Below are 17880 nucleotides of genomic sequence, written 5' to 3' on the forward strand. Positions count from 1 at the left end.
CGATGGCCGGCGACGTAGACGCTCTTGCCCTTCAGCTCAAACGGTACGCTTGCCACTCACGATGTCCCGTTTGGCCTCGGCCAGATCGCTTGCCATCATCTCTTCGACCAGCTGCGCAAACGTCCGCTTCGGCTTCCAGCCGAGCACTTTGCGCGCCTTGCTGGCGTCGCCGATAAGAAGATCGACCTCGGTCGGGCGGAAATAGGTCGGGTCGATCTTCACCACCGTCTTGCCGCTGACGGCATCGACGCCGGTCTCGTCGACGCCTTTGCCCCGCCATTCGACACGGCGGCCGACATGGGCAAAGGACAGCTCGACCAATTCGCGGACTGACCGCGTCTCGCCGGTGGCCAGCACGAAATCGTCGGGCTTGTCGGCCTGCAGGATCATGTGCATGCCCTCGACGTAATCCTTTGCGTGGCCCCAGTCGCGCTTGGCCTCGAGGTTACCTAGATAGAGCGTCTGCTCGAGCCCGACCTCGATCCGCGCCACGCCGCGGGTGATCTTGCGGGTGACGAAGGTCTCGCCGCGGATCGGGCTCTCGTGGTTGAACAGGATGCCGTTGCTTGCGAACATGCCGTAGGCTTCGCGGTAGTTCACCGTGATCCAATAGCCATAGAGCTTTGCAACGCCGTAAGGAGAGCGCGGATAGAACGGCGTCGTCTCCTTCTGCGGGATCTCCTGCACGAGGCCGTAGAGCTCGGAGGTCGAGGCCTGGTAGAACCGCGTGTCCTTCTCCATGCCGAGGATACGGATTGCCTCCAGGAGGCGCAGCACGCCGATGGCGTCGGCATTGGCCGTGTATTCCGGACTCTCGAAGCTGACCGCGACGTGACTCTGGGCGGCGAGATTGTAGATCTCGGTCGGGCGGATCTGTTGGACCAGGCGGATCAGATTGGTCGAATCCGTCATGTCGCCGTAGTGCATCTGGAACGGCACGTTGCCGACATGCGGGTCCTGGTAGAGATGATCGACACGCGCGGTGTTGAACGAGGACGAGCGCCGCTTGATGCCGTGCACGACATAGCCGAGCGACAGCAAATATTCGGCAAGGTAAGCGCCGTCCTGACCCGTCACACCGGTTATGAGAGCGACTCGCTCACGCATTCGAAGTCCCGCTTGCTAATCGTATCATGGATCTGATCTCACCTGGGCAGTCCCGTCCGTCTATATCCAAGACCTGCATTAATAATCAAGTACTTGGTCATGTACCACTTAATTCCTCTATCGAGCCAGAAAAGCGCGATAGCAGCCGCATTGCATCGGGCATCATCACCTAAGAATAGCAGTGCTGGATCAAACGGTTCTTTCCCACGGAACACCGCCCATTGAACTCAATTGCCACGCGGGCCTCCTTGAAATAGGCAGTGTATTGGCGCTAGTTGAATCACACGCAGAGGTACCGAACCCGGAAGCCGCATCTTGCGGGATGGCGCCCTAGCAAACTCCGACAGACAACTGGAATTAAGGACCTTTTCCAGAACCGGACGGCCGGCAATTATCCTGAGATTTCGAACACTAAATCATGGCATCCATTTTCCTAGTCAATCCGATTTCGGGCCGAGGGCATCTCGACGCTTACGCGCGGCTCTATTCGCGGGCACTTTTGGAATTGGGACACCGGGTGGTACTTGTCGCTCAAACTGACGCTGAGACGATCAGCTACTTGGCCCGAAACGCGCCTGCACTGGCGCCTTCCTTTGCTTTTTTTTCTGTCGACCAACCGAACCGGGGTGGCACCGCCGGGACGGAATCCATCACGTGGACTCAACTCGTCTCGAAGAACGGCGCGCTCGATATTTTGCTGCGATCTATCGGAGTGCGATACGGCAAGCTTCGGTCGCAGATGGTTCGGATCAAGCGTGCACTTGGTCGCCGTTTACTGGAAACCGAATTCGCGCGCGCACTGAACCTGCGCTTCCATTCTGACGTGAGCCGAATTTCGTTCAATCCTGCGCTCGATTGCATCGACACGGTCGCTTCCATATCGGGCGAGGCCGCGCCCGATCTCATTCTGTTTCTCTATCTCGATATGATGGCCGAGCAACCGCGTAACATCGCTGTCCTCGACCGCCCGCAGTCCGCACCATGGGCCGGGATTCTGTTTCATCCGCGGCTGATCAGCGAGCCGACCAAGCCTGTTGAGGGCTATTTCAAGTCGGCCAAGGCGCGTGGTGGTTTGTTCCTGGTCCCTTCCGCGATTCCTGCCTATGCGAAAGCCGCACCCAATTTGCATTTCGCACTTGCGCCAGACGTGGCCGATCTGGAACTACCGACGGAGCCCAGTGAGCTCGCCCGTGAAATCCGTAAGCGCGCTGGTGATCGGACCGTCGTATTGCAGATCGGCTCGATCGCCGCGCACAAGGGTATTGCGACGCTGCTCGACGTCATTGCAGCCGCGGATCCCGCTCGGTTCTTTTTCGCGATCATAGGCAAGGCGAACTGGGAAAGCTTCGATGAGCATCGGAGCCGAATTCGGTCCTTTTACGCAAATCCGCCCAAAAACGTCTTCCTCTTCGAAGGATACATAGCGAGCGAGCCCGACTACAACAGCATCATTCAAGCCTGCGATATCCTATATGCCGTCTACCAGGGTTTTAATAGTTCATCGAATTCCCTGACAAAGGCAGCTGGATTTCGCCGCCCCATTCTGGTGACCGAGGATTCACTGATGGGCAAACGCGTCCACCGATTGAAAATCGGCGCCTGTGCCCCCGAAGGCAACGTTGACACCATCCTGGAAAAGCTCGGCTGGCTCGCTGGCCAGCCGAAAGACACCTTCGATTTCGATGCGTTTCAGGATGAACAATCGATCGAAGCGCTCAAATCTACTCTCTCCAAAGCCCTCGGCGTGTGGCTCTCTGCCGCTGCCTCAACGTCGCCGCACCTCCCGCGCAACTAGTTCCCGAAACGCTCGAGCCAATCCTTCGAATAAAGCCCACGTCCATAATGTCCGAGCGGCCGCAATTCACCGGTGACCACATCTACGACGGGCATCTCCGAAATGGCTTCGGAACGCCGCAAGCCCGACAAATAAGTTAGCGCGCCATTCGCATCACGAGACTCGCGAAACAGCGGAGGTCGGGGACGCTTGTCCGCGATGCGGCCTTCGATTTGGCTCGCCAGGTCGTTCCTGACGAAGAAAGCATTATTGCCTTCGGTATTGGAGCCGACGAACGTGTAACCGCGCAAGTTCGCCAGGTGCTCCAGTGCGCGAATGGATGTTCCCCAATATAAGTTGCTGTAGTGCTTCTCGGTCCTGTAGAAATTTTCGTCGTAAGGCACCGAAATCGGATACACGTCCCCGAACAGCCCGTTGTATTCGCAGACTACGATGCCGGGGTTCGCAGTCGTTATCGCATTCCAAACCCAATAATCATTTCCATCGATATCGATACTCAAGAGTCCGATCTCTCCATCAAAACCATATCGCGTGAAGAGGTCATTGATGTTGTCCCTGGTAATCTGGAGCTGGACTGCAGTCAGGTCGTGGCGCCACATCAGATCCGTTTTCCGGACGGCTTCGATAGCTTCCGCGGATATGTCTGCGATCAATCCGCGCCAATTCCGATGCTGCAACAGGAACGGCGTATTGGCTTCCACGTAGTGCTCGACTCCAAACTCGACGAAGCTTTGCTTCAAGGTCGGCAGGTTGGAAACGAGCCACTCGATGATCCCATCTTCCCCCCATTGAGAACTGACTCGAAAGCCGGCGGCCCCGAGCGCAGGCAATTTCTCCAATCGAGAGACCGTCATTGCCGCCTGGGCGCCCGCAATCATCTTCAGCTGACGAACCTCACGCTGCAGATCGGCGGAGTCCGTCGTCGCTGCAGCAAGGGACGCAACTTTTTCAGACAACGCCTCGAGCGCGCGGGTCGCGGCAGCCAGTTGTAGACTGACGTCCCGAGTGAGGGCTCGGCTGAGGCGGGCGAAGAATGGACCTATCAACCTTGGTCTCCAGATGTTTCCATGTGGGAAAATGTTGCCATTGCTTGAACTCCCTGACCTGACGCCGTTAGGCCCCTAGCTCTTGAGTAAGCGGAAAACGAAATCAAGGATAGGAGCATGTTCCTTTGTCGTCCTACCCGCTGACGGGGCGCAAAGAGGCGCTGCTGGACCGCTCATCCACGGAGAGACAGGATTGTCCAGGGCAGCGGCCCAAACCTGCCCATAGGCAGCTTCGCGTTATTTCAGCTCCGGCAGTTGATCCCGCTCGAGTTGTGATGGTATTGCCCTTGCCTATGACATCAGCACCAATAGAGACATCGAGGTTCCCAGCTCTCGACGGCCTTCGTGGAATAGCGGTGCTCGGCGTCCTGGTGTGTCACATCGGACCGCAGGACCACGATAGTATTTGGATGCAGCCGATTGTCTGGCTTGCACGGCTCGGGTGGACGGGCGTTGATCTGTTCTTTGTGCTTTCCGGATTTCTGATAACGGGGATTCTCGTCGCCAATCGAACGGCTCACAATTATTTCAGAGCGTTTTACTGGCATCGCACGCTCCGAATTTTCCCGCTTTATTTTCTTCTTCTCGCGCTAGTCTCAATATTGGCTCTGCTCGCGCCAGACGTCTATCGATCTTCGGTTTTGGTCAAGGGTGACGTTTGGCCTTATTGGGCGTTTCTATCAAATCTCCGACCTTTCTTTGACATCGCGGCAATCAGCTATCTCCTGCCTACGTGGTCCCTCGCGGTCGAAGAACAGTTCTATGTTTCCTGGTCAGCCATAGCCAAATTCGTGAACGCACGAACATTGGCCGCTGTCGCCATTGTGGTGCTCTGCATGACAGTATCACTACGATGCTGGTTGATGTCGCAACCGTCCGCAAATCCGGGAAACATATTCTACTTCACTTTTACGCACCTTGACGGTCTTTGCATCGGAGCGATCATCCGGATCATATTTGATAGCGGGAAGCACGGTGGCGCTCTTCTTTTCGTCGCGCGGAACTGGTGGCTACCGGCACTGATCCTAGGCGGCATACTTTATTTCGACTGGTTGCTTGGACCTCCAAGCCTGCCCAACTCGTACAAGCCACTTATGATGCGCGGGGGCCTCACCGCTATATCGTGGTTGTATGGAGCCCTATTGCTGCATGGCATTTTGATCGACGGATGGGTCAGATGGATTACCGGAGTTCGCCTGTTTCAGAGTTTCGGCAAGTACAGTTTCTGCATCTACCTGTTCCAGAATCCCGTGTTGATTAGCCTAACGGGTGTCGCGCCATGGCTGGCCACCTCCCTAGGGACATTTTGGCATTTAGTGGTCCAAATTGCCATAATGTATCTCGTCGGCTATCTCAGCTACCGTTTTATCGAGCGACCTCTTTTGGGCCTCAAGCCCCTAGTTCCATACTCTTCCAGAAAGGCGATCCTGCAACAGGCACCCGCCCACTGAATCCCGGTGGCCGTCGGACTGCTGTTTTTGAATGGCATAGGGCCTCTTGCACACCCATGCGGAGATTGCCCATGGGAATTCGCGACGACATCCCAAAGCGCGACAGCCCACGCCTGATGAGCCGCGCGATACGCAAAGCGCCTACTGCAAGTACCAGAGCCCGCGAGCGGGCTGATAGTCCTTCATCGAATCTCGTGAAAAAGCCTCGTCCACGGGTACGTAGAGTGAGCAATCCTTGCAGAGCTGCGGAATGTCACCCCGCGAAAAGGCTTCTCGAAATGCAACTGCACTCTCGCTTCTCCAAACCTTGAGCCAATGGTCGGTGACTGCATTGCCGACAACATGCTTGGCATTCCAATCCACACACCCGCATCCGACGACCGTACCGTCAACCCCAATGCTCATTGACGCATATGCGACGGCACAATCAGCGCGCTTTTCCCTGTTGTCGGTGACCACCAGATTTGCTCCCTCCGGCAGATCGCCTTCCTGAATGATGCCGCCCCAGGAAAAGAAGGAGTTACGATTTTCTCCAATTTCGAAGGTATCACCGAGCTCGGCCATCAATTCCGAGCCCAACGTTAGCTCCGGGTGCTGTGTCCTGAACATCAGAGCGAGTCTCATCCTGATGTTCTTCTCCTCCACGATTTTCTTTATGCGGCGCAGCTGCGTTCGAACTGTCTCAAAGGCGTTGACCCCGTACATGGTTTTGTAGCTCTCGCGGTCTGTACCCCCGAGCGATATTTGCAAGTAATCGATGCGACGAAGAACCGCCTCAAGATCCTCGTCCGAGTATTTGGCCGCACCGACAAGGTAAGTTGTCGTATAGACGTAAAACCGGCCTGGCTCCGCATAGCCATCCTTCAAATGCTTCAGTCGCCTCAGTAACAGTCGATCGGAGAACACGTCAGACTGCATCGAACTGAGCCCCAAGGCGCCGCCGCCAGCGACGTAATAGTCAGCAGCAAGCCTCATGAAGGTATGCATATCCATTTCCGACCTTTTGCGCTTCACCTTGGAGTTCGGGCAAAATACGCAGCTTGCCGCGCAAAAATTCGTCACTTCAATATTGAGGTCCAGCGGTCTTTTCTGGACGATATTTTTTGTGCGGGCGAGTATCGCGGGCTCGACGAATCTGCGCTTCCAGGTGACCGCAACACGACGCGCCGCTGTCGTACTCAAGAAGCTGTTCAGCAGAGCTCGCGGTTGCCGCCGTGGCCGGCCCAGTCGAACATAGGCCCGGGCGCAGGCGCGAGCTGCCTCAAGCAGGATAGGTCGGCCGCGCACTTTGACTGTGCCGAGAAGGCGCTTGAGAGATTCTTTATGCATGACTTGCCTGATCCAACTTTTGCGACCACTTCCGCAGCCGAATTGTCCCCGGAACACCACAATGCTCGAACCTAACTCATGCCGCGCCTGCATGATTCAACCGGCGTGAGAACGACGCAGCTCGCCCCCCAACCTTACTGCCTTGCCCTGGGGTCGGGCCAGCCTGATATAGCCAAGGCGGATTCGCGCGAGAGCAGGTCCGCGACTATCCCGTTCCGGCACCGCCCGAGGCCGCGGCTGCCGTCAAATCTATGCGCGGAAACTCATCGAGCGCCCCACCCGCCGAGGCGTTGAAGATGCGTATCCCATGAAGCCCCGCAACCCGTTTGATCCACCGGTACTGCTCCCACAGCACCTTGAGCGCTGAAAGCTCATCGTACAAACTACCGACGATATTGCCTTTGGTATCGGTCGATGGATCCTTCCCTCTCAGCAAGGTCGGTTCGTAGAAGTAGTTATATTCGCCGGTTCGAAAGTGATCGTGATCTGTTCCGAGCAAATAGATCTCGGTGAATCCCATATACATCGCAGCCATCAGACACATGATCGCAACCGACTGAACACCGGGGATCCGCTCCGACATATCCGGGAGAGCCAACGGATCGTAGTCTTGGAACGTCCCCGCCAATGTGACGTAGCGGATATCGCGCTCCCTGAACAATCCGGAGTCCCTGACCAGCGCCTCCTCCGTGTAGTTCAGAAAGAGGGTTGCGCGCCCGAGTCTGCCGTCCATCTCGCGAAACCAGTTTATGGCATCTTCACGCGTCAGCAGCCCATAGGTCAGCTGCGGGACGAAGTGATAGATCGGGCTGAGGGTCGAATAGTCCGGGTGATGATAGCCGCTCGAGACCGAAAAAACGTGCTCGCCCTTCAATACCGTGATGTCTTGACGCTTCACGCTCGGCCCGTTGCAAAGAATGAAGCAACGCTGTCCCTGGTGCCGATGCCGGAATTCGGCGTTCCGTGCGGACAATTCCAACGGATGCTTCAATCGTTCGGCTTCCTGCCGCAATCGAAGCCTCTCGGGCTGATCGACCTTGAAGCGCTGATAAAGCGCGTGGGGCATCGCTCCCCAGAACATATTCGTCAACTTGGCCACCTCACGCCTCGCCTTCACCCAAGCACATCGCAGCCTATCGCCGCGCGTATCCCAACGCGCACCGTCTGGCCATCGGATGGCGACTACGGCCAACTACGACGGATCGCAGCAAACTCGTCCAAAGAATCGATCATTCGCTGCACATAGTCGTCCCAGCTTGCACTCCCGGTGACCGCAAGCCCTGCGTCGACGGCTTTCGTTCGGACCTCACCGTCGCGCAGACTCAATATAGCATCCGCGAAAGCCTGTGCATCGGTTGGAGGGACCAGGATCGCCCCCTCTCCGAGCTGCTCGCGCGCACCCGGAATGTCCGACGCGACCACGGGACATCCGATCGCAAACGCCTCCAGCGGAGGCAGATTGTCGGGACCGAAAAAGGTCGGAAACACGAGACAAAATGCCCGTCGGTAGAGATCGAGGATATCGATCCTGTCCACAAAGCCCAGGAATCTCACATCGCGATCAAGCCCAAGGCGGCGTGCATAGTCCCGAACATAGTTCTGGTTGCCCTTGTCCGAACCGGTGAAGACAACGCCGAGGTTCCAGCCCGACTTCTCGCGAACAATCTTGCAAGCCTCGAGCACGAGCACATGATTCTTATGTGCCCAGAACTGTGCTGGATAAAACAGATATTCGGTAGGGGTGTCGAGCTTCGACGGCGTCGCCTTCAATGCCGAACGCGCCTCCTCCAGCACGTCGGTTGGGGCGACGAAAGGCAGCACCTTGATGCGTTGTAGCGGCACTTGATAGTAGGCGGCGATTTCCTCGGCTCCGCACCGGGTACCAGTATAGATCACAGTCGCCCGGCGCAGAATCCGCGCATAGCTCTGCTCTCGCCGATTCCATTCCGCCCCCGTGCTGACTTCCGGAAACCATGGACTGCCGCGATGCTGCAAATCCCACACCACGATGCCGAAGGGAACGTCCACGACGACGTCCTCGAACCAGGGCGCCAGATACAGGACAAATTGTATCTCCTCACGCTGGTAGATATCGCAGATCCATGATGACGGGTCGGCCTCCAGAATTTGCGTCTTCTCTTCCACCCGCGCTGAGGGCACCGGACCCATCTCGCCTTCGGGTGACACCGGCCGGTACAAGGCCGCGTAAACCCTCATGGCGAAGTCCGAGAACCGCTTGATCCTTGCCAATCGCTGCTCAAACAGGCGTTTCTCGACAAGGAACGCTTCAAACGCCTTCGTGCGCTGCGCGAACTCCGCAGCTCGCTGTTCGAGCTCCGCAGCGTGCTGCTCTTCCTGCCGGCGGACAATCTCGTCGACTTCTTGCTGAGTGTTGACCCCGAACCTCTGCGCATCCAGATTGACACTCGGAAACTTGCCGAACTGTGCAGCAAGCGCCTCGCCCTGCTTGCGATAGAAAAGCACTATGGTGTGCCCACAGGATTCGTACAGCCGACTTAGCGCGGTCAATTGATTGACCACGAGCGTGTAAGCGCCTCCCTCCGTCGGAGACATATTCCCTAAGAAGAGACCAACCTTCATTCTTTGTGCAATCTGTGCTATTCGCCGGCAGCGAGCAGTTCAAGTGAAGCGCTCGGGGACCGCTTCGTTATCGGCTACGGCAGATTCGTAGTCGTCAGGCCGCCCGATGTCTTTCCAATATCCCCCGTACGGCTCGACGAATACGGGCTCGCCTCGCAGCATGAGCAGCCTCATCAAGTCGTCGAAGCCGAACGGCACTCCCTCCGGTATGAACGAAAGAACCCGCCTGTTCAGCATGTAAATGCCCATGCTGACCTCAAACGGGACCTTCGGCTTCTCCTCAAACCGGACGAGTCGCCCCTCTTCAGAATGCAAGACGCCGTAGTCGATCGACTGCTCGCGCCGATGAGATGCTATCGTAAATAGCCGTTCGGCCGCGGCATGCCGCCGGTAAAACTCGTCGAATGCGAGATCAGTCAGGATATCACCGTTCATGACCAGGAAGTTCTCCGGCAAATCGCCGATGAGCTTGAGCGGCCCCATCGTGCTCAGAGGCTGGTCCTCGAGTGAATAGTCAATATTCACATTCCAATCCTTGCCGTCGCCGAAAAACGCGCGGATCAGGCGCGTATGGGCACTGATCGCCAGCGTGATGTGCTCGAATCCCTCCGCGGCAAGCTGTTGGATGACGATATCCAGCACGGGTCGCGATCCGATCGGCACCAGCGGCTTCGGGATCGTCAGGGTGAATGGACGTAATCGCGTTCCGAGTCCACCCGCGAGAATGACAGCGCGCCTAGACATTGTAGATATTGGCCTTGTATCGCTGGTGATTTTCGGATTCCCTGAACCAATCGACCGTGCGGCGAAGGCCCTCTTCCAGAGTTATGGAAGGAAGATATCCGGTCAGGGAGTTGATCAAAGTGTTGTCGCAGAGCAGCCGGTCGACCTCACTGAACTCCGGACGCATGCGTTGCTCGTCGTGAACGATTTCGATCTCGGAGCCGACGATCTTCGCGATGAGCAGAGCAAGGTCCCCGATGGCTATCTCGCGCCCGCTACCAACATTGACCGACTTTCCGATGGATTGCTGACACCCGGCAAGCATGAGAAATCCTCGGCAGGTATCCTCAACATAGTTCAGATCCCTCGTTGGACGCAGGTTTCCCAATTTGATCCTGCGCTCCCCGCCAAGCAATTGCAGCATGATGGTCGGAATCACCGCGCGAGCAGACTGCCTCGGACCGTAGGTGTTGAACGGCCGCACGATCGTCACGGGTGTCGCAAAAGAGAGATGGAAGCTTTCGGCAAGTGCGTCAGCGGCGATCTTGGTGGCGCTGTAAGGCGACTGTGGTTGGCGGGGATGCGCTTCCGAAATCGGCACCGTGCGGGCCGTTCCATAGACTTCACTGGTCGAGGCCACCAAAATCTGGCCAACGCCTTGATCGCGCACGGCCTGCAACACGTTCAACGTACCCGAGACATTCGTATCCACATAGCTTCGGGGTGCCTGGTACGAATATGGGATCGCGATCAGTGCGGCGAGGTGAAAGACGATATCCATACCGCTGACGGCGGCGCGGACGAAATCGGCATCACGAACGTCGCCACATCTGATATCGAGCTCGTGCAATAACGGGCTTCCGTCGAGCCACCCCCAGCTATTGAACGAATTGTACAGCGTCATCGCCCGTACGGATGCCCCCGCCCTGACCAGCGTCTCAGCCAGATGGGACCCGATGAAACCATCGGCTCCGGTTACGAGAACTTTTTTACCTTCAAGGGACATGTCAGGAATACTCAGGCCTGGACTGGTGCACGCGGGCCGGGATGCCGAACGCAATGCAATCGCTCGCAATCTCGCCCTTGACCAGCGAATGCGCCCCGATGACGCTTCTTGGGCCGATCGAGGCTCCCTTCAAAACCACGACGTGACTGCCGAGCCACACACCCTCCCCGATTTTGACCGGCTCGGCGGTGATGGGCGCGTATTGAACGTACTGATCCGCGCCTGTGCCGTGCTCGGCATCCGTGATCTCGAGAAAAGCAGCGAAAATGCAATGGTCTTCGATGATCAGGCGCTTCATGGCTCCGATCTTCGAGAAGTCATTTATGAAGACATTGTTTCCGATTGCAATCTGTCCTTCGGGGCCGGTCCCCACGTAGGTCTGACGGCCGACCACCGCATTTGCGCCCATCACGATCGAGCCGAGCAGCAGGGCCCCATTTCCGACATCGGCGTTTTCGCCGATGGTGATATTGCCGTCGATCTTGACATCATGCCCAATGACCGCCCCTTCATCGATGCAGACATCGCGCCCCACCTCGAAGCCGCGCCCCAGATATCTGGGACGGCCAAACCGGGCAGCCTTGCGCCTCGCCAGGCGCCAGCGCACGAAGGTGACGATGCTCCTCACGATTGAGGTCAAGGCGTCCCCAGCCTTTCGACCGTCCAGGGCAGCTGCAACGCATTTATCGAGCTCTTCCGGCTAAACCCGACAATATCGGTTATCTGCAGGTGATCTTCGATCTGGAACGAGGGGCTTTCGATGACATCGACGATTTCCTTTCCCCGAACCATTCCCGAACGGATGTGGTAAACACCAGTGTTCAGGATACGGTCGGGAATCCGGACCCGCGCCTTGTATCGTCCGGGCTTGCGCGTCTCCAGGCGCTGAGGCTCCAGCTCGGTGTCACTCAAAGAGATGATCGTCATCTGCAGCTCGTCCAGATGCACTTCGATGCTGACGGTCAGCTTTTCAACCGGCTCGACGATGTCGTATTCGACGGACACGTAGAACGGTTCCGTGAGCTCGACGCTGCCGGCGACCTGTCCTTTTGAGTTCTCCAGGGATATCCGACGAATCTTGCCGCACTTCCCCTCCACCAGCGGCTGATCGAAAGTGAGATCGGCCGGCGCTTCGGTCAGCCCGCGCTTCACGTAAGTCGCGATCACATCCACGGTGTTGCTGTGCGCAACCAGCCGCCCATCCTCCAGCAGGAGGCTTTTGGGGCAAAGCCGGCCGACCGCCGGAAGATTGTGGCTCACGAAGATCACCGTCCTGCCTTCGCGCCCGACCTTGTCCATCCTTCCGAAGCATTTTTTCTGGAAGTTCAAATCTCCTACCGCCAGCACCTCGTCGACAATGAGTATCTCTGGCTCGAGATGTGCGGCGACAGCGAACGCGAGTCGCACATACATCCCGGACGAATAGCGCTTTACCGGAGTATCGATGAACTGATCGATGTCGGCGAAATCAACAATCTCATCGAAATTTCGACGAACCTCCTGATGGGTCATGCCGAGAATCGCGCCGTTCAAGTAGATATTCTCCCGCCCCGTCAATTCTGGATGAAAGCCGGTGCCGACCTCAAGCAGCGTGGCCAAACGTCCCTTGACGCGGACGCGGCCGGACGTGGGCACCGTGATGCGCGACAATATCTTCAGTAACGTAGACTTTCCCGCACCGTTCGCGCCGATCACGCCGACGGACGCGCCCTGCTCGATATCCAGAGAGACATCTTCCAGGGCGTAGAAGCGCCCTTCCCGCAACCGCGGCTCATGGGCGACGGCAGGCTCCGCCGCCGTCAGCAACTGCTGCCCGTCGGGCTTGCCCCGCCAGCGCTTGAACCGGTGTCGCAGGTCTTCCGCCAGCGTTCCGTGGTTGATTACGCCGAGCCGGTATTCCTTGCTCAGATGTTCAACGTTGATCGCTATGGACCCCATGTTCACACCGTGTCCGCCGCGATGAGTTCGGCCCGCCGAAACAACAAAAGGCCACTCGCGAAAGTAAAAACGACGACCATCAAGCTGATCTCGATGGAGTAGGCGGAGAACGTCCCTTTGCCGAAAGCCATATATCGGAATATCTCGATCATCGTCGATACGGGATTAAGAGCCATCAGAAGCCGCCACCGCTCGGGGATCTGGGACAATGGATAGAAAAGAGGGGACGCATACATCCACAACTGGACAACACTCCCGAGCATGGAAGCAAGGTCGCGATACCTCGTGGTAAGGGCCGATACGGAGAGCCCCACACCCAACGCCATAGCGATGTTGACCCCAAACAACAAGGGGCAACAGATCATCCAGAGCGAAGGTCTCGCTTCGGCTCCCCACAGAATCCAGAGCAGGTACATCAGCAGAAACAGCGCCAAATGAACCACCAGAGCGATCAGATTGGTCAAGACAGTGGCGATTGGCACCGTGAGGCGAGGAAAATAGACCTTACCGAACAGACCGATGTTGGCGACAAACACGTCGGAAGTCGACATCAGGTTTGTCGCGAAATTCGACCAAACGACAATTCCCGAGAGATAGAACAGAACGGCTGGTATTCCATCGGTCGGCAGCGCCCCGATGAACTTGAAGACCATCGTGAATATCGCGGTCGTCATCAGCGGCTGGACCACATACCAGAGCGGGCCGAGAACCGTCTGCCTGTAGTTCACCATGTAGTTGCGGTACGCCAGCAACCTCACCAGGTCGCGGAATCGCCAAAGATCTTCCAGGCCAAGATCAAGAAGACCTTGGCGAGGCGCGATCGTGACGTCCCAAGTCGCCTCATCAATGTCGTTCAACCTGATACCCATTCGTCTGACGCTCGTTCTTTGAAGCGGATTCCGATCCCGGATTGATAGTGGCGCCGACGCGCTCTATTCGATCCATTTCACGACCTCATACACCTCCGCGAACCGAACACCCATGCGCTGCCCCGCGTTTTCAGCCTCGTGCCGAAAGAAAGCAATCCAGCGCTCGTGGGTTCGCGCGATCTCCGATCGATGCGCACGTATGGCTCGTTCCTTGATGTCCCAATAATCGGTGATGTCCACAAAGAACGTTCCCCGAAAATCAGTTGGCGAGTGATACCAGTTGCTCCGAAACATCAACAGCCGCGGCACATGCCGGCAGGCATGCAGCGAGGCCTTCGCGATCGCGTGGTGATCGTGATGCACGTCACCGATCCAGTGGGTATAGACCATGTCGATCTTTTTCTGCTCGACGATCCGCAAGATCTCCACGTTCAGAGGATCGGTGAATTCGACTTCCAAGGTCTTGAATGATCCGCAGATCAGCTCGTCCGCCCCGAGGATTCGAACCGCCTCCTCGCCTTCGGCGCGGGCGGTCTCGTTGCCGCGCACGAGCGTCCGATCGGGCGTGTAATATTCCGAGTCCGTGGCAACATAGACGAAAACCTTGTCGCCCCTGCTCTTGTGCTTGGCGAGGGCGCCACCGCATCCGAGCTCCACGTCATCAAAGTGGGCACCAATTGCCAATACGTTCAAGTCATGCACTCCTTAACATCGCGCCTGTGGCTTCCGGCCCACAATTGAACAAGGCGTCAATGACCGAAAGATACGGAATAAATCCGTCGAATTGTTGGGGGTAAACGGGATGCGTGAAGTCTTGCCAGATGACTTCGATGCCCCGGCGGTCGAACGGTTCCTGCTCATGATACTGTCGCGCCCCGGTGCCGGAAAGATATCGATCCCCGCCGACATCCGCCACGATGCCGGCAATCATTTCACTCTTGCGGCCCGAGCACACGAGCGTGCTGGACATAACTCGCGGGATTTCAATCCCTATCCATTCGCAGACCACGTCGATCAGAGCGAGATTGAACTGCGCCATGTACTCGAACGGCGTCCTGTGGACCTGTTCAAGTCGGTCGAAGATAGGGCGAAAGAACGGCGCGCCCCGATAGTTTTCCCGCAACAAATTGAGATTGGCCTGCTGCCATTGGCTGTTGGCCGAAAGCCGCACGTCCTTGATTGGCGTGTTCATCGGACACTTCTTGACCGACACGGACATCCAGCGCTCGCCGCTTGCGGTCTTGATCTTGTCCCGATGGGACCACGCATTCCTCGAGTGCTGAACGAACTGAACATGATCAAGCGCGACGAACAAATCGGCCTGCAGAAACCTGTGAAAGAAGCCGAGATAGGGTAAGAAATCCGGCTGGTGGATGACGACGGTCCTGCTCATAGAGCGACGATGGCCTCGACGACGCGCTGGGTGCCGTCGATCGGAACGGCTTGAATTCCCGCACGGCTCATCTTCGCGACAGGAAGATCCAGCGCAAACAAGGATTCGTCCAGCGCGCTGTGATGGCCGGCGAACACCGCCCCCCCTAACTTTGCCAATTCTCGTCCGACGGGTACTTCGAAATCCTCGTTCGCCACTACAATACAGGGCAGGCCGGCAGCATTCGCCTCAAATGGCGTCATTCCGCCTCCCGTCACGGCGACGTCATGCCTTGCGAACTCTTCGATGAGGGAAGGAACAGAACGTTTGATCACGAAATCCGATGTCCAATGAGGCGCAAGATCATTTTCGTGCAGGAACGCGGGACCAAGGATGACTGTCTTGCGTAGCGCCCTGCCCGAGAGCAGGCGCATTATTTTCGTCGTGACCCCGTAGGTATCGGCGCCTCCGAGCGTCACGACCATGCTTTCGACGGCGGACCTTTGCCGCCGAAACGCCGCGATGGCGGGGTCCAGCATCAAATACCGGATACCAGTAAGCACGCGCTTGCCGGCAAACTCTCTCCCATCCTCGCAAGGCATAGCCGCGATATGCAGATCGGCCAGCGCGGCGCCCCCGCCTCGGTCATCAAATGTGACCAAAGGTATGTCCTTTGCTTTAATGCGGTGCGCCGAGCGTTGATCGGTCCGGTGACGGTCAAAGACCCAAACTTTGATGTCGTCACGCTCAATGACCTTGCTTTCCCAATTCCGCTCGATGTCTTCCAGAGGAACGACCTCAAACGGCAATCCACGCTGGATCAGAAGGGCGGCTGTCGCAGGATGATCATTGACATAGAATTTGACAGCGTGGCCGGCGGCGCGCAGCCCCTCTGCGAGCACCATCGCCCGGAATAGATGTCCCATCCCGCGAGTATGGGAAGACTCAGTGCAGAGCGCGATCATACGCCAGAGCTTCCACGGTGGATATCCAGCAGCCGGCACGGCTTTCGGCGATACGGCAGGCGCGAACGTAGTCCGCCTCGGTATCAACAGTCAGCGAGACCTCGGGATGATTCTTCGCGGCCGGAACGGCAAGCTGGCCGATCCTGAAGATCGCCGGATTCTCCTGAATGTATTCGTTGACGTGCTCACGATGATTGGCGCGATGGCCGTCGCGGTTACTCGATTCAAGCGCCGCACGAGAGAATATTTCCGCTCCTACTCCGACCGGCAGCACACCAAAGGAATGCGTGTAGTCGTTGCCGGCAGCAAGATGCAGCTCGATCAGCCGATCAAGTTCTTCAATATCCGTGAACGGATTGTCGGCCGTAAGTCGCACAATATGATCAAGCGCATAGACGCGCGCGCATTCGGTGAAGCGCGCGAGCACGTCGAGTTCGCTGCCCCTGAAGCATTCAACGCCCAACTCGGTACAGCGCCGGGCAATGATGTCGTCCTTGCTTTCGACCGTCGTAGCGACGATCGGAACAGCATTGGCACGCATCATCGAAAGACGGCCGACCACATGGTCGAGCAACGGCCGGCCTGCGATCGGCTTCAGCACCTTGCCCGGCAATCGCGTCGACCCCATTCGGGCCTGAATGACCACGCCGGTCGTCACGCCAGATCGTCCCATTGAAGAACCGCATCGGCGCCCATCGCGCGGACGAGTGTACGCCCTACGACGTCCTCGAGATATTTTGGCGCGATGCCCGTCCCCGGTCGTTTGATCACGAGATCCTCTGCAGTCAGCCGGCAGCCGGCCGCGAGTTCACGTTCGAGCACGATGCTCTTTCGATTATTGACGCGCGTCTCCATCTCGCTTGCGGCCGGCTCCTTGATCCCACTTCCATTCATGACCTCCAATGACCGGACGGCATCGACCAGCCAGCGCATTTCGTCAGGATCGGCCGAAAGCCGGTGATCCGGTCCTTCGGCATTCCTGTCGAGGGTGAAATGCCGCTCGATCATGCGGGCTCCCATGGCCACGGCGCAAAGGCTCGCAACGGGAGTCAATGTGTGATCTGAATACCCTACGTCGAAGTCGGAAAACTCCCGCGCCAAGGTTTGTATCGCCTTCAGGTTCACGTTTTCCGGATGCGTCGGATAGCTCGTCACCGCGTGCAGGATGACCAGCTTGCGGTTACCTTCCCCCACGATCGCGTCAACCGCTTCGTGAACTTCTTCCAAGGTACACATGCCCGTCGAGAGAATTACGGGCTTTTGCAGGCGGGCAACGTATCGCAGAAAAGGCAAGTTCGCTGCGTCGTCCGATCCGATCTTGTAGGCGCCGACACCACACTCCTCAAGAAAGTCGACATCAGAGACATGTGAAGGAGTCGAAAACCAGTCGAGATTCCGGCTCTCGGCGTAAGCGAAAACCTCGCGGTGAAGCTGAGCCCCGATCTCGTACTTCTTGAAAAGATCGAATTGTGAGGTAACGCCGGTGTTCTCCATCACAAACATCGCCACGCGGCTGGCCACCGTTTCAGCCCGGTAGGTCTGCAATTTGACGGCGTCAACACCGGACTGCGCCGCCGCATCGATCAAGCGGCGCGCCTCTTCGAAAGTGGTGAAGTTTCCGCCGATCTCGGCGATGATATAGCAGCGGTCGGGGCGATATCGACGAAACACGTTCTAT

Annotated in this window: 17 protein-coding genes; 2 read left to right on the plus strand and 15 right to left on the minus strand. The window is 57.4% G+C overall.

Annotation, left to right across the window (positions count from 1 at the left end):
- Positions 1 to 36: 36 nt before the first annotated feature.
- Positions 37 to 1107, minus strand: coding sequence for a GDP-mannose 4,6-dehydratase (gmd, locus tag HYH07_RS02050; RefSeq protein ID WP_220000896.1), 1071 nt, complete (start codon positions 1105 to 1107; stop codon positions 37 to 39).
- A 418-nt stretch (positions 1108 to 1525) separates the two neighbouring features.
- Between gmd and HYH07_RS02055 the strand changes: the two genes are divergently transcribed.
- The gene (locus HYH07_RS02055) at positions 1526 to 2902 is read left to right on the plus strand and encodes a hypothetical protein (protein ID WP_220000897.1); all 1377 of its coding nucleotides are present in this window, start codon (positions 1526 to 1528) and stop codon (positions 2900 to 2902) included.
- Here HYH07_RS02055 and HYH07_RS02060 read toward each other — a convergent pair.
- The gene (locus HYH07_RS02060; protein WP_220000898.1) at positions 2899 to 3948 is read right to left on the minus strand and encodes a hypothetical protein; all 1050 of its coding nucleotides are present in this window, start codon (positions 3946 to 3948) and stop codon (positions 2899 to 2901) included. The genes HYH07_RS02055 and HYH07_RS02060 overlap by 4 nt on opposite strands.
- A gap of 293 nt (positions 3949 to 4241) precedes the next feature.
- On the opposite strand from HYH07_RS02060, the gene HYH07_RS02065 reads away from it, so the two are divergent.
- Complete coding sequence (locus tag HYH07_RS02065) at positions 4242 to 5399, plus strand: acyltransferase (RefSeq protein ID WP_228749197.1); 1158 nt, start codon at positions 4242 to 4244, stop codon at positions 5397 to 5399.
- Between the two features lie 141 nt (positions 5400 to 5540).
- On the opposite strand, the gene HYH07_RS02070 is transcribed toward HYH07_RS02065, so the two are convergent.
- The 13 genes from HYH07_RS02070 to HYH07_RS02130 form a co-directional block, all read right to left on the minus strand.
- Entirely contained in the window at positions 5541 to 6728 is a 1188-nt protein-coding gene (locus tag HYH07_RS02070; RefSeq protein WP_220000900.1) for an SPASM domain-containing protein, read from the minus strand.
- A gap of 205 nt (positions 6729 to 6933) precedes the next feature.
- Complete coding sequence (locus HYH07_RS02075) at positions 6934 to 7827, minus strand: hypothetical protein (protein WP_220000901.1); 894 nt, start codon at positions 7825 to 7827, stop codon at positions 6934 to 6936.
- An 83-nt stretch (positions 7828 to 7910) separates the two neighbouring features.
- A complete protein-coding gene (locus HYH07_RS02080; RefSeq protein ID WP_220000902.1) occupies positions 7911 to 9329 on the minus strand; it encodes a glycosyltransferase family 1 protein in 1419 nt (472 codons plus the stop codon).
- Positions 9330 to 9368: 39 nt separating this feature from the next.
- On the minus strand, positions 9369 to 10073 hold the full coding sequence (locus tag HYH07_RS02085) for a sugar phosphate nucleotidyltransferase (RefSeq protein ID WP_220000903.1): 705 nt from the start codon (positions 10071 to 10073) through the stop codon (positions 9369 to 9371).
- A complete protein-coding gene (locus tag HYH07_RS02090) occupies positions 10066 to 11058 on the minus strand; it encodes an NAD-dependent 4,6-dehydratase LegB (RefSeq protein WP_220000904.1) in 993 nt (330 codons plus the stop codon). Before HYH07_RS02090 ends, HYH07_RS02085 begins: the two co-directional genes overlap by 8 nt.
- Before the next feature lies 1 nt (position 11059).
- On the minus strand, positions 11060 to 11665 hold the full coding sequence (locus HYH07_RS02095; protein ID WP_220000905.1) for an acyltransferase: 606 nt from the start codon (positions 11663 to 11665) through the stop codon (positions 11060 to 11062).
- A gap of 29 nt (positions 11666 to 11694) precedes the next feature.
- Positions 11695 to 12996 carry a polysaccharide ABC transporter ATP-binding protein gene (locus tag HYH07_RS02100; RefSeq protein ID WP_220000906.1) on the minus strand — a complete coding sequence of 434 codons (1302 nt, stop codon included), beginning with the start codon at positions 12994 to 12996 and terminating at the stop codon, positions 11695 to 11697.
- Between the two features lie 2 nt (positions 12997 to 12998).
- Positions 12999 to 13853 carry an ABC transporter permease gene (locus HYH07_RS02105; RefSeq protein WP_220000907.1) on the minus strand — a complete coding sequence of 285 codons (855 nt, stop codon included), beginning with the start codon at positions 13851 to 13853 and terminating at the stop codon, positions 12999 to 13001.
- A 75-nt stretch (positions 13854 to 13928) separates the two neighbouring features.
- On the minus strand, positions 13929 to 14567 hold the full coding sequence (locus HYH07_RS02110; protein ID WP_312016622.1) for a PIG-L deacetylase family protein: 639 nt from the start codon (positions 14565 to 14567) through the stop codon (positions 13929 to 13931).
- Positions 14560 to 15258: a WbqC family protein gene (locus HYH07_RS02115; RefSeq protein ID WP_220000909.1), complete on the minus strand. Its 699-nt coding sequence runs from the start codon at positions 15256 to 15258 to the stop codon at positions 14560 to 14562. The genes HYH07_RS02110 and HYH07_RS02115 overlap by 8 nt, the downstream gene beginning before the upstream one ends.
- Positions 15255 to 16202, minus strand: coding sequence for a glycosyl transferase (locus tag HYH07_RS02120; protein ID WP_220000910.1), 948 nt, complete (start codon positions 16200 to 16202; stop codon positions 15255 to 15257). The genes HYH07_RS02115 and HYH07_RS02120 overlap by 4 nt, the downstream gene beginning before the upstream one ends.
- Positions 16183 to 16860: a cytidylyltransferase domain-containing protein gene (locus HYH07_RS02125; protein ID WP_220000911.1), complete on the minus strand. Its 678-nt coding sequence runs from the start codon at positions 16858 to 16860 to the stop codon at positions 16183 to 16185. The genes HYH07_RS02120 and HYH07_RS02125 overlap by 20 nt, the downstream gene beginning before the upstream one ends.
- Complete coding sequence (locus HYH07_RS02130) at positions 16857 to 17873, minus strand: N-acetylneuraminate synthase family protein (protein WP_220000912.1); 1017 nt, start codon at positions 17871 to 17873, stop codon at positions 16857 to 16859. The genes HYH07_RS02125 and HYH07_RS02130 overlap by 4 nt, the downstream gene beginning before the upstream one ends.
- Positions 17874 to 17880: the final 7 nt, after the last annotated feature.

Origin of the sequence: Bradyrhizobium sp. BR 10261 (assembly GCF_019455395.1) — a bacterium.
GTDB classification, from domain to species: Bacteria; Pseudomonadota; Alphaproteobacteria; order Rhizobiales; family Xanthobacteraceae; genus Bradyrhizobium; species Bradyrhizobium manausense.

What these genes read in the sequence shown, in the direction of transcription:
- HYH07_RS02055 (WP_220000897.1), top strand. Translation starts at nt 1,526, where the DNA reads ATGGCATCCATTTTCCTAGTCAATCCGATTTCGGGCCGAGGGCATCTC.
- HYH07_RS02100 (WP_220000906.1), bottom strand. Translation starts at nt 12,996, where the DNA reads ATGGGGTCCATAGCGATCAACGTTGAACATCTGAGCAAGGAATACCGG.
- HYH07_RS02090 (WP_220000904.1), bottom strand. Translation starts at nt 11,058, where the DNA reads ATGTCCCTTGAAGGTAAAAAAGTTCTCGTAACCGGAGCCGATGGTTTC.
- HYH07_RS02115 (WP_220000909.1), bottom strand. Translation starts at nt 15,258, where the DNA reads ATGAGCAGGACCGTCGTCATCCACCAGCCGGATTTCTTACCCTATCTC.
- HYH07_RS02065 (WP_228749197.1), top strand. Translation starts at nt 4,242, where the DNA reads ATGACATCAGCACCAATAGAGACATCGAGGTTCCCAGCTCTCGACGGC.
- HYH07_RS02120 (WP_220000910.1), bottom strand. Translation starts at nt 16,202, where the DNA reads ATGATCGCGCTCTGCACTGAGTCTTCCCATACTCGCGGGATGGGACAT.
- HYH07_RS02070 (WP_220000900.1), bottom strand. Translation starts at nt 6,728, where the DNA reads ATGCATAAAGAATCTCTCAAGCGCCTTCTCGGCACAGTCAAAGTGCGC.
- HYH07_RS02080 (WP_220000902.1), bottom strand. Translation starts at nt 9,329, where the DNA reads ATGAAGGTTGGTCTCTTCTTAGGGAATATGTCTCCGACGGAGGGAGGC.
- gmd (WP_220000896.1), bottom strand. Translation starts at nt 1,107, where the DNA reads ATGCGTGAGCGAGTCGCTCTCATAACCGGTGTGACGGGTCAGGACGGC.
- HYH07_RS02085 (WP_220000903.1), bottom strand. Translation starts at nt 10,073, where the DNA reads ATGTCTAGGCGCGCTGTCATTCTCGCGGGTGGACTCGGAACGCGATTA.